The sequence below is a fragment of the Cobetia sp. SIMBA_158 genome (assembly GCF_046566945.1).
GTDB classification, from domain to species: domain Bacteria; phylum Pseudomonadota; class Gammaproteobacteria; order Pseudomonadales; family Halomonadaceae; genus Cobetia; species Cobetia amphilecti.
Map to the genome: position 1 here is coordinate 106,771 of NZ_JAWJYL010000002.1, position 13,500 is coordinate 120,270.

Sequence of the window (13,500 nt, forward strand, 5' to 3'; positions counted from 1 at the left end):
CTGATGATCCTTGAACTGGCTGCCGACCTGGCTGGCGCTCCCATTGCGATGATCAACCTGCGTGATGGCGAGCAGCTCAAGCGCTGGTTGAGTCTGGACGACAACGTGCACGAGTCCGTCCCCATCAACGATGCGCTGTGTGGCGCAGCGGTACTGCAAGCCAGTCCCCTCATCACGTGTGACGCCCGTCGACAACCGGAACTCGCCGGTTGCAGATCGGTTCTTGCCGACGGCATTCGTTATTACATCGGCTTGCCCCTCAAGGCAGACAATGGCGAGATAATCGGCTGCATGAGCCTGGCGGACGCTGAGCCGCGTCAACAATTGCCCAGCCCGGACGTCCTCGTCCGGCTGGACAAGCTCGCGAGCCTGGCGACCGAGGCGCTGAAACGTCAGGTCAATCAAAGCTACCTCAATGCAGAGTTCGCAGACAGTCAGTCGCGCGCCAGCTGGATATTGCGCAGCATTTCCGATGGCATCATCGAGTGGAAAACAGGCAACGAGAGACTGACCATCTCTACCCGCCTGGAAAACCAGTTGGGGTATGAAGCCGGCACACTCGACACCGCACTCGAGGCGTTGCATGAGAGAGTCGCGCCCGACATGCGTGACGACTTCAAGGCCTTGATCAACGCCAAGCGACTGAGCGGGACACCTTTCAATTGCGAGTTGCTGATCCGCACCCAGCAGGGAGATCATCGCTGGTTTGAGCTGCGCGCTCAATTCGAGGTCAGAAACTGCGCGCCCTACCGCTTCATCGGCTCATTGCTGGATATCCATCAGCAGCATCTGGCCAAGGATGCCCAGGCCGACAAGCTGCGCCGCTATGAACGTCAGCAGGCGGCCTTGATCGAGCTCGGCAACACCCGCCACGATGAGAACGCGCAGCTCGACAGCCTGCTGCCGTGGTTATGTGAGCAAGTCGCCAAGGGCCTGCAGATACGCAAGGTAAGCTTCTGGTACATGAATGAAGACCGCGACTGCCTGTCGCTGGCCCATGTCCATGATACGTGGGTCCCACCGCCGCACGATGCCACGCATAGCACAGTCCCCACTCGCCTTACCCGCACCCAGAACCGGGTCTATTTCGAGGCTCTGGATGCCGGTCATGCTCTCGCCCTGGCCGATGTGACAAAGGCCAATCAGGAATTGCTGTTTGATGGCACCTTCCGCTGCAGCGTGAAGGCCATCATCGACAGCCCGATCCGTGTGGCGGGCCAGGTGGTGGCCGTCATCTGCTGCACGGAAAGCAATGCCCCACGCGAATGGGCAGATGATGAGCAGGCGTTTCTGGCCTCGGTGGCGGATCACGTCTCACAGCTCATGACCGAATTCGAGCAACAGGCCTCTCAGAAACGCCTGCGTGCGAGCGAGCGACGCTACCGCGCCACCTTCGAGCATTCCGCTGTCGGCATGGCGCACCTGAGCACCAGTGGCCAGCTGTTGCGCGTCAATCAACGACTCGAGAGCATCCTGGGCTACACCGCCGCCACCTTGTCGCAGAGTGTGATACGCGAACTGATCGAGCCGGAAGACCTGGAAAGCTTCCTGCAGCAACATCAGGCGCTGATCGAGCAGCGCAAGGACTTCTTTACCCAGCAATGTCGCTTCATCCATGCCTCCGGCAACTCGGTGCATGCAGAGATCAGTGTCTCTGCGGTCGAGGCGACGCCAGACCAGGATGGCTATACGCTGCTGGCGCTGATCGACAATACGCTCAATCACACCATGTCGCAGCGCATGGCTCACGAGGCCAATCACGACAGCCTGACGGGCTTGCTCAATCGCGGCGCCTTCAAGCGTGAACTGACGACACTTTGCGATGATGCACGCGCCACTCGCGCACTGCATTGTCTCGCCTACATCGATCTGGACCAATTCAAGGTCGTCAATGACACCTGCGGCCACTCGGCCGGCGATGCGCTATTGATCCAGCTGGTCGACGTCATTGCCGCCGGATTGCGCAAGCAGGATCGTCTCGCGCGCCTGGGAGGGGATGAATTCGGCTTGCTGATGCCAGACATGTCGCTGGACGCCGCCGAGCCGCTGCTCGAAGAGATGCGCCAGTCCGTCACCAACTTCCGATTCATGTGGGAAGACAAGCTGTTCACCATCAGTACCAGCATTGGCCTCGTCAGCATCGACAGCAATCACAACGACCCGCACCAACTGCTGAGTGCCGCCGACGCTGCCTGCTATGAAGCCAAGGATGCCGGGCGTAACCGCATTCATCGCCACAGTGAATCCGGTGACGAGGTAGCTCGGCGCATGCAGGAAATGCACTGGCTGACAGAAATCACCGCGGCCATCGAAGAACAGCGTCTGGTGCTTTACCAACAGCCGATTGTCAGCACCCACGCCACTGCACAAGCTGACAACGCAGAGCCTGGCTACGACCCGCACTGCGAGCTACATTACGAAGTGCTTGTGCGCTTGAAAGGCCGGGACGGCACCATCATTGCGCCGGGCGCCTTCCTGCCTGCGGCGGAGCGTTATGGCCTGTCAGCCGCCATCGATGAACAGGTCGTTCGCCAATACCTGAGCTGGCTGACGGCGCACCCTGAGCATGCCCAGCGACTGACCATGGTGTCACTCAATCTCTCCGGGCATTCCATCAGCAGCCCGAGCTTTCGCGACCTGCTGGTCACGCTGGTCCGCGACAGTGGCATCCCGGGTGACAAGCTGTGTTTCGAGATCACCGAATCCGTCGCCATCACGCGGCTGGGTGACGCTCGTGCCTTCTTCGAGGCACTCGGTGCACTCGGCTGCTCCTTCGCGCTGGATGACTTCGGGAGTGGCGTGTCATCCTTTGGCTACCTGAAAAACCTGCCCGTCGACTTCCTGAAGATCGATGGCGCCTTCATTCGCGACATGGACACCAACCGCGTCTCCTACTCCATCGCCCGCGCCATTGCCGAGGTCGCGCGTGAAATGGGCATGAAGACCGTGGCGGAATTCGTGGGAAGTGCGCAAGTGCTCGCCTCCGTCGCCACCATCGGCGCCGACTATGTGCAGGGCTATGCACTGGGCATGCCGGAGCCACTCGAGACACTCGCCATCTGCTCCAATACCGATGACGGCCACGGCAAGGGACATACCGGCGGCACGGACTCCAGCCCGATCTCACGGGTCAATGACGCTCGGGTGGCGCAGCCTCTTGCTCCTAAAACTGGCTGAATCAGGGGCTTGCCGGTTCTAGGCGGAGCGCACCATAAGCAGAGCGCGGCATCTCCTCGAAACCACACAAAGCCCTCTTTCCAAAAACGCTCTTTCCAAGCCCTCTCCATAAGCCCTGTCTCCAGAAGTCCGCTCTCCAGAACCAGACCAGAGAAGCCCAGCCTCCTACCACTTCACGCCAGGTTCGACTCAACAGGCTGCGCGGCTCGGTCTCGACGTTGACCATGCCGCGCCGGCCAGGCATCGAGAGTGCCAGCGCCTGCGAGAAGTCCACTGGCTCAAGCGTGACCCGATAGAGGCTGCGCATCAGTTCCAGCTGCCCTTCCTCGCCCTCGCGAACCTTCAACTCCCCACCGTAGGGCGCGGCCATTTCCGGCTGCTCAAGCACTGCGACTGCCTGAGGTTCGATGCTGACCACGCGCATTTCCAGCGGCTTGCCTACCGGCGCCAGCGGATAGAACCAGCAGTGGCACCTTCGTCGACGCGCAGCACCTTTTCCTCTTCCATCCGGGCCGTCAGGGTCGCCTGCTCGGCTTGCAGCGCGCGGCCCCGTTGGCGCTGCACGTCCAGATCAGCCTGCACCACTGGGCTATCCTGCAGCAGCCTACGATCCAGACCACTGGCGGAGCGACACCAGCCCAGCTGCTCCACGCGATGCTCGGCGGGGAAAATCCATAAAATATTTTTAAAAACAGAATATTGATTACATCAGTTTCTTGACCCACAGCGCAGCCGCTTCCACCAGCTTCTGGTGCGCATGGCGGAAGGCCTCTTCGCTCTTGCGATAGGGATCGGGAATCTCTTCCCCCTGGCCGCCAGCCAGCCAGCGGCCGAACAGCATCGTCTTGCCACTGACCTGCGGTGCCATCTGGTTGATGGCGCGGCGATGGCCATCGCTCATGACCAGAATCAGGTCTGCAGCCGTCAGCATCTCGACCGACACCTGGCGCGCTCGATGCTCATCTACCTCGAGCCCTGACTCGACGGCGAAGCGTGCTGCCGTGGGTTCGACCGGGTGATCGACCAGTGCGCCCACACCCGCCGAGTGCACCGTCTTGCCAGGCAACGCCTGCTTCAGCAGTGACTCGCCGACCGGACTGCGACAGATATTGCCGGTACATACCACCAGAATATTGTTGAACACGCTGACTTCCTCTTCCTTGTGACGCTTGCACTCATGTTGATGGCCCGGCACGCGGCAAGCTTGGCCCCGCACGGACGTCAGACGCCCATTGTCGCATGCTGGCAGCCTGTTCGGCAGGTTCACATTTGACCGCTTCGCGATCGACCACTGATGACACCTGTGGCTTTTCAAGGGACAACAGCGTGCTCATATGGCAACACTGAGGTGACCCGACGCATTAGCCCCCAGCCCCTTGAAGACCTCAGGCAATATCTCCAAGTCCTGATGTGTAGCCAATGAAGTGACTGGCTCAAGGGCCGATCTCGATCCCTCGCGATCCCCATTCAGTCACTTGCTGAACCAGCACCCACCAGGGAGGCAAGATGAGCAACAAGACACTGACCGCATCCAACCCGGCCAATGACAAGGTTCTCAAGGAATACGCCACGCTGAGCAAGGAAGAGGTTCAGCAGAAACTGGAGCAGACGCGCAAGGCGTACTCGAGCTTCAGCCAGACCACCGTGCAGGATCGTGCGCAGCGCCTCACCGTTCTGGCGGACATGATCGATGAACATCAGAAGGAAATCGCCACGCAGATCGCTCATGAGATGGGCAAGCCCTATGATCAGGGCATCAGCGAGACGCAGATTTCCTCCAGCATCGCACGCTTCTATGCCGACAACCTGCCCAAGCTGATGGAAACCGAGCAGCGTGACGTCGACGGTGCCGTGCGTGCCAGGATCGTCAAGGACCCCATCGGCGCCGTCCTCGGCGTGATGCCGTGGAACTATCCGCTCTATCAGGTCATCCGTTTCGCGGCTCCGGCCCTGGCGGGCGGCAATGTCTGCCTGATGAAGCACGCCTCCAATGTCCCGGGCTGTGCCGATCTGATCACTCAGCTGTTCCACAAGGCCGACTTTGAAGAGGGTATCTTCACCTGGTTGCCGGTGGGCTCGGAGATGATCGAAGACATCATCAATGATCCCGTCGTCCAAGGCGTCACCCTGACCGGCAGTGAAGAGGCGGGTCGCAAGGTCGCCGAGCAGGCAGGCGCGGCGCTCAAGCCAAGCGTGCTGGAACTGGGCGGTATCGATCCGCTGATCGTGCTGGATGATGCCGACATTGAGCGTGCGGTGGATCTCGCCATCGCCGGGCGTTTCGACAACACCGGCCAGAGCTGCGCCGCGTCCAAGCGCCTGATCGTCGACAAATCCCTCGCCGAGGACTTCTCCAAGCGTCTGATCGAGAAGGTCAAGGACATGCGCATGGATGACCCGATGAGCGAAGGGGTCGATATCGGTCCGATGTCTCGCAAGGACCTGCGCGATGACCTGCATGACCAGGTCCAGCGCGCCATCAAGGCAGGTGCCAAGCTTGAATGCGGTGGTGAGATTCCGAATCGCGACGGTGCTTGGTATCCGCCGACGGTGCTGACCAATGTCACCCAGGGCAATCCGGCCTTCAATGAAGAACTGTTCGGTCCGGTCGCCTCCGTGGTGGTCGCGGACAACGAAGCACATGCCATCGAGCTTGCCAACGACTGCCCCTATGGCCTGGGCAGCACCGTGGTGGCCAAGGACGACGAACGGGGTGAACGCGTCTCTCGTCAGCTGCAAGCTGGCATGAGCTTCGTCAACCGCCCGACCACGCCCTTCGCCCAGCTGCCCTTCGGTGGTGTCAAAGGCAGTGGCTATGGTCGTGAGCAGAGCGAATATGGCTTCGGTGCCTTCATGAACATCCGCACCGTCTATGTCGCTGAGCACTGAGCCGCTGAGCACTGAGTCGCTGAGCACAGACTCGTTGCGCGTCAAGGCGTATCGCGACGCCAGCGACGCTGAATAGCTGAATAGCTGAAGAGACTGCAGCGGATGATGCGCTCCAGACCCTTCGCTGCAACGAACAACGCCCCGCTTCTCAGCGGGGCGTTTTGCGTCAGGGATTCGCATGCTTTGCCTTGCGATATCCCCCTTCCTCGACCAGCGCGCTGATCGCACTCATCACATCAGCGCGTCACGCAGCCCTGCAGGCATGCCTCGCCTTCCAGCTGAACCGTGACATGCGAGATGTCATGGCCGTCGCGCAGATAGGCCTGGACGCGCTCCAGCACATCGCCGGGTACGCTGGTGGCGGCCACGACGACATGCAGGCTGGCAATCGGCGACTGAGGCGTCAGCCCCCAGAGATGCAGGTCATGTACGCTCTCCACGCCCTCAAGCGCCAGAACGCCTGCCTGGATATCGGCGTGATCGAGCTGCTCCGGCGTGCCTTCCAGCAAGGTGTGCGCCGAACGCTTCACCAACGACCAGGCACCGCGCAATATCAGCACCGCCGCGAGCACTGACAACAGCGGGTCAGCCTGATTCCAGCCGGTGGTCATTATGATCAGCGAGGCGACGATGGCCGCCACCGAGCCGAGCAGGTCCCCCATCACGTGCAGTACCGCGCCGCGTAGATTGAGGTTGTCCTGATCGCCCTGATGCAGGATACGAAATGCCGCGATATTGACGACAAGTCCGAGCACGGCGATGGCCAGCATCGGCCCCGCGAGTACTTCGGAGGGCAGCCAGAGCCGCTTGATGGCGGCCACCACGATCGCCGCCCCGATCACCAGCAGAGTCAGGCCATTGACGAACGCGGCCAGCACCTGAAAGCGTGCATAGCCGAAGGTCAGCTTGCGGGTCGCCGCCCGATGCCCGAGGCGAAACGCGCCCCAGGCCAATGCCAGCGACACGGTATCACTGAGCATGTGCCCGGCATCCGCCAAGAGGGCCAGTGAGCCCGCGACCAGCCCGCCAACCACCTCCGCCAGCATGAAGCCGCCCGTCAGATACATGGCCAGCTTGACGCGTCGCTCGCTGTCGGCGGTCACCTCTGGCGCATGATCATGGTGGTGTCCGTGATGATCATGTGAGTGGCTGTGCGAATGACCGTGTGAATCTCCATGCGAGTGCACGCCTGAAGGGTCGGAGCCATGAGAATGATCGTGAGCGTGCTGCCCGGAAGGCTCATGCGAGGGTTCGCGGGCGTCATCTTGCGGTGTCGATGCCATTCAACCTCCGGCCATCTAATGAAAAAAGAAACGTGTCTGCATGATGCGCAGCGTAACGTCGGTCGCGCGTCTTTCAAGACGCATTGGCGGATTTTCGCGTTCCGATAAAGGCCAGCAACCACTGCGCCAGCTTGATAGGATAGTTATCACTTGCGAAGCAACGAATAAAGGATTCCCGCCTTCCCCATGAGCCTCTCCTCCGAGACGACCCCCTCCCGCTCGCCTTTCAAGGCCGATCTGCTGCTCCTGCTGGTCACCATCATCGCCGCCGCAGGCTGGATCTTCTCCAAGGAGGCGATGGCCGGCATGCCCCCTCTGCTGTTCATCGGCAGTCGCTTCCTGCTTGCGGGGCTCATTCTGGCCATCTTCGATGCGCGCTCACTGGGCCAACTGTCCACCGCGCGCAAGCTGCGCGCAAGCGGCGTCGGTGTCCTGTTCGGGGGTGCCATGGCCTGCTGGTCGCTAGGGGTCGCACTATCTGATCAACTGGGCGTGATCGCCTTCATCAACAGCTTCGGCATCCTGATGGTGCCGGTACTCGCGCGACTGTTGTTCAAGGACAGACCGCCGCTGAGCACCTGGATCGCACTGCCCACCGCCCTGCTCGGTTTCGCCCTGCTCGGCATGGGCCAGCCCGGCGCGACCGATGGCTTCACCATCGAGCCCGCCCAGTGGCTCATCTTCGGCGCCGCCTGCCTGTTCGCTCTGGTGTTCAACTTCAATTCACGCCTGGTGCGCAATATCCCGGCCCTGCCGCTGACGGCCATCCAGCTGATGACCACCGGCGTCACCTGCCTGATACTCTCGGCACTTAGCGAGAGCTGGCCCGCCGGCATCAGTCTCGACATCCTGAGCTGGTTCCTGGCCAGCACCCTGATCGCCAGCACGCTGCGCTTCTTCCTGCAGATCTACGCACAGGGCCTGACCACCCCCAGCCATGCCTCGGTCATCCTGATGCTGGAAGCGGTCTGGGCCGCCCTGATGTCGGCCGCCTGGTTCGGTGAGCGCATGACCCTGATCCAGATGACCGGTTGCGGCCTCATCTTCACTGCCCTGTTGATCAATCGCTGGCAATGGATCTCACGCCTGTGGCGTCAGCGACGGGTTGCCTCGTGAGAACAGCGTCCTGACTTGAGTGTCAGGCATGTCGCCACCATGTCTGACGCTTGAGCATTCGACTTCCCGCCCCATTCTCTGCCACCGGAGCCACCATGATCCCCACGCTACTCGGCGTACTGACGCTGCTGATGGCAGCCTTCACCCTGCTGCCACTGACGCGTATTCGCCATTGGTCGGTGCGCATCATGGACTTCCCCCGTCTGCAGCTGGCCGCCTTGTGGGCGATGTTGTTGATCGCCGACCTCGCGGTGTCCCAGCTTGCCTTCGGGCTCAGGGTGTCACTGGCCGTGATCGCCGTGGCCGGGCTTGTCTATCAGGCACACTGGATCGTGCCCTATACCCGCCTCTTTCCCTGCGAGTCCGCGCGTACCAGACAGCACGACCGGCAGCGTCAGGTCCGCCTGCTCACCGCCAATGTCCTGACCAGCAATCACGATAGTGACAAGCTGCTGGCCATCGTCGAACGCGAACAGCCCGACGTGCTGGTGACGCTGGAATCCGATGACTGGTGGCAGCAGCGGCTCGACGTGCTCGAGGCGGATAGCGAGCAATACGGCTATACGCACACTCTCAAATGCCCGCTGGACAACCTCTATGGCATGCATGTCTATTCACGCCTGCCACTGCATGACGCCAGCATCGACTACCTGGTCGAAGAGGATGTGCCGTCGATGCATGCGCAACTGGAGCTGGCCAGCGGTGACCGCGTGCGAGTGCACTTCCTGCACCCGGCGCCGCCCAGCCCGACCGAGAATGACGAGTCATCCGAGCGGGATGCCGAGCTGATCATCGTGGCGCGCAGCGTCGCCGACAGCCAGCAACCGGTGATCGTCACCGGTGACCTCAACGACGTGGCCTGGTCTCGCACCACGCGCCTGTTCCGCAAGCTGTCCGGCCTGCTGGACCCCCGCGTCGGCCGCGGCATGTTCAATACCTTCCACGCCAACATTCCCCTGCTGCGCTGGCCACTGGATCACCTCTTCCACAGCGAGCATTTCAGTGTGGTGCGCGTGGCGCGCATGGAAGCCTTCGGCTCCGATCACTTCCCGCTGCTCACCGAACTGGCGCTGACGCCCGCCCAGGACACCGACGAGACACTCGATGCCCCGGAGCCGGACGCCGACGACCAGGCCGAGGCCAGCGAGACCGCCAGTGACGAGAATGTCAGCCAGCAGGACGTGCCGAAACCGGGTCGCTGAGCCCGACATGCCTGAGGTGGCATTTGGCTGAATTCTCCAAAAGGTCCCAGACTGGCTGATGAGGGTTGAGCCATACGGGAGGCAGGCATGCGAGGACTCGACTGGCTGGGCACGCGGCTGGCGCGTCATCTCACGGCGCCGGGCAAGCTGCCGGCGCATCGCGCCACGTCATCACCGGAAAAGCTGGCTGCCACCCTGCGGCGCGGCGATGTCCTGCTGGTCGAGGGCTCCTCGCGTATCAGCACCGCCATTCGCTACCTCACTCAATCGACCTGGTCTCATGCCGCGCTCTGCGTGCGCACGCCGCTGGACAGCAGAGGACGTCCGGTCAGGGGCGACTGCCTGTTGGAAGCGGACGTCACCGCCGGGGTGCGCCGCGTCCCCCTCAACCATTACTGGCATCAGCACACGCGCATCTGCCGCCCGGTCGGACTCACGGAGGAGGAGATCAGCGCGTTGATCGCCCATGCCGAGGCGCGGCTGGGCCATCAATATGACCTGCGCAACATCGTCGATCTGGCTCGCTATCTGATTCGCACGCCACCGGTGCCAAGCCGCTATCGGCGCCGCATGCTGGCACTGGGCAGCGGCGACCCGACCCGCGCGATCTGCTCATCGCTGATCGCCGAGGCCTTCCAGGCCGTGCGCTATCCCATCCTGCCAGACAGTGACGTCCTGCCATCCAGCGACCCGGCATGCCTGCACTGCTATCAGGAGTTGCTGCATATCCGCCATCACAGCCTGTTTGCGCCCTGCGACTTCGATATCTCTCCCTACTTCGAGATCATCAAGCCGACCCTGTGCGCCGGATTCGATCCCCATCGCCTGCAGTGGAGCGAACCGCCCGCCTGATCTGGTATGCTGCGCGCCATCCACGGCCATGCTGGCCGGCACCTGGGCATCAGTTCTGCTGTGCCGACTGCGCCGCCTGCCGCCCTTTGACACTCTTCACGACCGGAACCACGCCCGTGACCAATAACGACATCATCCGTCGCCTGCGCTACGCGCTGAATCTCTCCGACACCGACATGATCAACACCTTCGCTGCCGCGGACCACGAGGTCTCACGCGCCCAGATCAGCGATTGGCTCAAGCGCGATGATGATGAGGCTCAGCAGCGCATCAAGGACATCGACCTGGCCAGGTTCCTCAATGGCCTGATCAACGTGCGTCGCGGCAAGCGCGAAGGCGCCCAGCCGGCGCCTGAAAAGCGTCTCGACAACAACGTGATTCTGCGCAAGCTCAAGATCGCCTTCGAGCTCAAGGATGACGACATGCTCGAGCTGCTGGCATTGGCCGGTTTCGAACTGATCACCAAGTCCGAGCTGTCTGCCTTCTTCCGCAAGCCCGATCATCGCCACTACCGCGAGTGCAAGGACCAGATCCTGCGCAACCTGCTCAAGGGCATCGAGCTGCGCCATCGTCGCCATGACCCGGAGACCGAGCAGCACGCCGTCGATCCGGTCTGATCAGACCCTGATGCGCTCTCAACAACAACGCCGCCCCGGAATCCGGAGCGGCGTTGTTGTATGACGGCAATGGCGGTACCAACAGCGGCTCAGCATTCGCGGTTGGGGCGCCCTTCCATGGTGGCCAGGCGCGCCAGCAACGGCGCCATGCGGTGCTGACTCCCTTCCGCCGCCGCGACCAGCGCCGGCAATACCCAGGACGGCAGGTCAGGCATCAGACGGTAATAGACCCATTGCCCCTGGCGGCGGTCCAGCAGCAGACCGCAATTGCGCAACTGGGCCAGATGGCGCGACACCTTGGGCTGCGACTCCTGCAACACGTAGGTCATCTCACATACGCAAAGCTCGCCTTCTACATGGATAAGCAACATCAGCACAAGGCGTGTATCGTCGCTGAGGCATTTGAAAAGACGTGTCGGGGTCAGAAGAGACAATGCAGAATTCCACCTGATTCAATGATGTGAGCGTGCCGCCAACCACAGCTGCAAGCGCGTGCGAATTTCGTTCAAGGCGCGCCCATAGGACACCGCAGTATCCTCATTGCGCGGATCTTCTATATCCCAGAACAACAGCTCATCGGTCTGGCCATCCCACTGGCGACACTGCTGCTGCGCCTTCTGACACAGCACGATGACGGCATCGAAGGACTGAGAGCGGTAGCGATCGATCGACTCGCTCGCCAGACCTGAATTATCCACCCCGGCGCGCGCCAGAGCGTCCAACGCATGCTGTTGCGGGGCATCAGGCGAGACACCGGCACTGAAGGCGTCAAACTCGTCCCCCGCCATGCTACGCAGCAATGCCTCTCCCATCAGGGAGCGGGCAGAATTGGCATTGCACAGAAAAAGCACTCGCTGTTTGGACATGACTCATCTCCAGAGCTGCAATTTTACCTTACCATAGGGTCGCATATCAGAAGTACCGCGCTTGTATAACAAACTGATGTCAGTAGCCTTTCAGGCCTCGGCGCCCCAGCTTCAGATCACTTTCTGCAACAAACCCTGTAACAACACCTGCAACAGACCCTGCAACAGACGCGAACGGGCCAGCGCAGTGACCGGCAACTGCCAGGCACACCACGCCAGCCCGCGAAGATCGCCACTCGCTACGTTCACGATGCGCTCGACCGCCGCACCGCGTGGCTCACGTCATCAGCCCTGCAGGTCCGAAAGCGTCAGGGTCTTCCTGTCGGCGACGGCTTGACGCGCCGCCTTGCGCGCTTCTTCGTGCGCCGGAATCAGGCCGATGCCTTTCAGGTAGCCCAGGTTGCCGACCATCTTCTCGCTCATGAACAGGTCCGCGTAGTCATACATGACCGGCGCTTCTTCCGCATGCTGATTCTTGATGTAGAAGAACATGGTACGTGCGACCGGGTAGGTCTCTTCCGAGATGGCCTCGGGAGACGGGGCGATGCCGTCGATGGTCGCGCCGCTCAGCGAGTCTTCGTTCTCCTCAAGGAAGGAATAACCGAAGACGCCGAAGGCCTCGGTGTCTTCCGACAGCTTCTGCACGATCAGGTTGTCGTTCTCACCGGCCGGCACGAAGACGCCATCGTTGCGCACCTTGGAGTAGCCTTCGCCACCATAGCCGTCCATCTCTTCGGTGGCGGCTTCCAGCACCAGCTCCTCAAAGGAATCGCGTGTCCCGGAGGTGCTGGGCGGCCCATAGATGGTGATCTTGCGGTCCGGCAGGCTGGAATCGATCTGGTTCCAGCGGGTATAGGGATTGGCCACCAGCTTGCCATCGACCGGCACCTGGGCCGCGACCGCCAGCGCGATCTGCTCCAGCGTGAAGGCGGCTGGGTCGTTGGTGTTGGACTGCGCGAAGGCGATGCCGTCATAACCGATGAAAGCTTCGGTGATGTCGGTCACGCCATTTTCCTGACAGCGCTCGAATTCGGAGGCTTTCATGCGGCGCGAGGCGTTGGTGATATCCGGGGTGTTGCTGCCGGCACCTTCACAGAAGAGCTTCATGCCGCCACCGGAACCCGTGGCCTCGATGACCGGAGTAGGATGATCCGTGGTGACACCGAATTCTTCCGCCACATAGCTCGAGAAGGGATAGACGGTGCTGGAACCGACGATGCGAACCTGGTCACGTGCTTGTGCACTGGACACGATAGCCGCAGAGGCGATCACGAAAGCGAGCTGCTTGAGAGGGCGATTCATTGCGGTGCTCCGATGCATTGATTTATATGAATAAGCATATATTTAGTGACGAAATCCCTCACGACTCCGCTACCCCGATTGGCGCGACACCCCGCCAATCGCCACATGCCAGTGATGAGAATCACCCTCGGCATGCTGAACACGTATCTCGATGACACGGCATGTCGTTAAATACGCATAGGCATATATGAGCATC

At 61.5% G+C, this 13,500-nt stretch carries 13 protein-coding genes; 6 read left to right on the forward strand and 7 right to left on the reverse strand.

Annotated elements, in window-relative coordinates:
- The first annotated feature begins 3 nt into the window (after window positions 1-3).
- Window positions 4-3,177 carry an EAL domain-containing protein gene (locus R2R70_RS04465; RefSeq protein WP_410977379.1) on the forward strand — a complete coding sequence of 1,058 codons (3,174 nt, stop codon included), beginning with the start codon at window positions 4-6 and terminating at the stop codon, window positions 3,175-3,177.
- Window position 3,178: 1 nt separating this feature from the next.
- Here R2R70_RS04465 and R2R70_RS04470 read toward each other — a convergent pair whose 3' ends face one another.
- The 3 genes from R2R70_RS04470 to R2R70_RS04480 all read right to left on the reverse strand — a co-directional run bounded on the left by R2R70_RS04470 (window position 3,179) and on the right by R2R70_RS04480 (window position 4,321).
- A complete protein-coding gene (locus R2R70_RS04470; protein ID WP_410977380.1) occupies window positions 3,179-3,595 on the reverse strand; it encodes a hypothetical protein in 417 nt (138 codons plus the stop codon).
- A gap of 20 nt (window positions 3,596-3,615) precedes the next feature.
- Window positions 3,616-3,759 carry a hypothetical protein gene (locus R2R70_RS04475; protein WP_410977381.1) on the reverse strand — a complete coding sequence of 48 codons (144 nt, stop codon included), beginning with the start codon at window positions 3,757-3,759 and terminating at the stop codon, window positions 3,616-3,618.
- A 121-nt stretch (window positions 3,760-3,880) separates the two neighbouring features.
- Window positions 3,881-4,321: a phosphotyrosine protein phosphatase gene (locus R2R70_RS04480; protein WP_043336039.1), complete on the reverse strand. Its 441-nt coding sequence runs from the start codon at window positions 4,319-4,321 to the stop codon at window positions 3,881-3,883.
- Between the two features lie 362 nt (window positions 4,322-4,683).
- Between R2R70_RS04480 and R2R70_RS04485 the strand changes: the two genes are divergently transcribed.
- Window positions 4,684-6,066: an NAD-dependent succinate-semialdehyde dehydrogenase gene (locus tag R2R70_RS04485; protein ID WP_410977382.1), complete on the forward strand. Its 1,383-nt coding sequence runs from the start codon at window positions 4,684-4,686 to the stop codon at window positions 6,064-6,066.
- A 236-nt stretch (window positions 6,067-6,302) separates the two neighbouring features.
- Here the strand turns inward: R2R70_RS04485 and R2R70_RS04490 are convergent, their stop codons facing one another.
- Entirely contained in the window at window positions 6,303-7,169 is an 867-nt protein-coding gene (locus R2R70_RS04490; RefSeq protein WP_225346721.1) for a cation diffusion facilitator family transporter, read from the reverse strand.
- A gap of 366 nt (window positions 7,170-7,535) precedes the next feature.
- Between R2R70_RS04490 and R2R70_RS04495 the strand changes: the two genes are divergently transcribed.
- The 4 genes from R2R70_RS04495 to R2R70_RS04510 all read left to right on the forward strand — a co-directional run bounded on the left by R2R70_RS04495 (window position 7,536) and on the right by R2R70_RS04510 (window position 11,136).
- The gene (locus tag R2R70_RS04495) at window positions 7,536-8,465 is read left to right on the forward strand and encodes a DMT family transporter (RefSeq protein WP_054557260.1); all 930 of its coding nucleotides are present in this window, start codon (window positions 7,536-7,538) and stop codon (window positions 8,463-8,465) included.
- A gap of 95 nt (window positions 8,466-8,560) precedes the next feature.
- Window positions 8,561-9,667, forward strand: a complete 1,107-nt coding sequence (locus tag R2R70_RS04500) for an endonuclease/exonuclease/phosphatase family protein (protein ID WP_107334622.1) — start codon at window positions 8,561-8,563, stop codon at window positions 9,665-9,667.
- A gap of 87 nt (window positions 9,668-9,754) precedes the next feature.
- Window positions 9,755-10,519: a YiiX/YebB-like N1pC/P60 family cysteine hydrolase gene (locus R2R70_RS04505; RefSeq protein ID WP_410977383.1), complete on the forward strand. Its 765-nt coding sequence runs from the start codon at window positions 9,755-9,757 to the stop codon at window positions 10,517-10,519.
- Between the two features lie 116 nt (window positions 10,520-10,635).
- Window positions 10,636-11,136, forward strand: coding sequence for a DUF1456 family protein (locus R2R70_RS04510; RefSeq protein ID WP_054557257.1), 501 nt, complete (start codon window positions 10,636-10,638; stop codon window positions 11,134-11,136).
- 89 nt (window positions 11,137-11,225) lie between these two features.
- On the opposite strand, the gene R2R70_RS04515 is transcribed toward R2R70_RS04510, so the two are convergent.
- The 3 genes from R2R70_RS04515 to R2R70_RS04525 form a co-directional block, all read right to left on the reverse strand.
- Entirely contained in the window at window positions 11,226-11,561 is a 336-nt protein-coding gene (locus R2R70_RS04515) for a metalloregulator ArsR/SmtB family transcription factor (RefSeq protein WP_410977567.1), read from the reverse strand.
- Between the two features lie 27 nt (window positions 11,562-11,588).
- Window positions 11,589-12,002 (reverse strand): arsenate reductase ArsC, encoded by a 414-nt coding sequence (locus R2R70_RS04520; RefSeq protein WP_410977384.1) that lies wholly within the window; start codon window positions 12,000-12,002, stop codon window positions 11,589-11,591.
- A gap of 285 nt (window positions 12,003-12,287) precedes the next feature.
- Window positions 12,288-13,304: a substrate-binding domain-containing protein gene (locus R2R70_RS04525; protein WP_107334618.1), complete on the reverse strand. Its 1,017-nt coding sequence runs from the start codon at window positions 13,302-13,304 to the stop codon at window positions 12,288-12,290.
- Window positions 13,305-13,500 lie beyond the last annotated feature (196 nt).

What these genes read in the sequence shown, in the direction of transcription:
- R2R70_RS04465 (WP_410977379.1), top strand. Translation starts at nt 4, where the DNA reads ATGATCCTTGAACTGGCTGCCGACCTGGCTGGCGCTCCCATTGCGATG.
- R2R70_RS04485 (WP_410977382.1), top strand. Translation starts at nt 4,684, where the DNA reads ATGAGCAACAAGACACTGACCGCATCCAACCCGGCCAATGACAAGGTT.
- R2R70_RS04495 (WP_054557260.1), top strand. Translation starts at nt 7,536, where the DNA reads ATGAGCCTCTCCTCCGAGACGACCCCCTCCCGCTCGCCTTTCAAGGCC.
- R2R70_RS04500 (WP_107334622.1), top strand. Translation starts at nt 8,561, where the DNA reads ATGATCCCCACGCTACTCGGCGTACTGACGCTGCTGATGGCAGCCTTC.
- R2R70_RS04505 (WP_410977383.1), top strand. Translation starts at nt 9,755, where the DNA reads ATGCGAGGACTCGACTGGCTGGGCACGCGGCTGGCGCGTCATCTCACG.
- R2R70_RS04520 (WP_410977384.1), bottom strand. Translation starts at nt 12,002, where the DNA reads ATGTCCAAACAGCGAGTGCTTTTTCTGTGCAATGCCAATTCTGCCCGC.
- R2R70_RS04525 (WP_107334618.1), bottom strand. Translation starts at nt 13,304, where the DNA reads ATGAATCGCCCTCTCAAGCAGCTCGCTTTCGTGATCGCCTCTGCGGCT.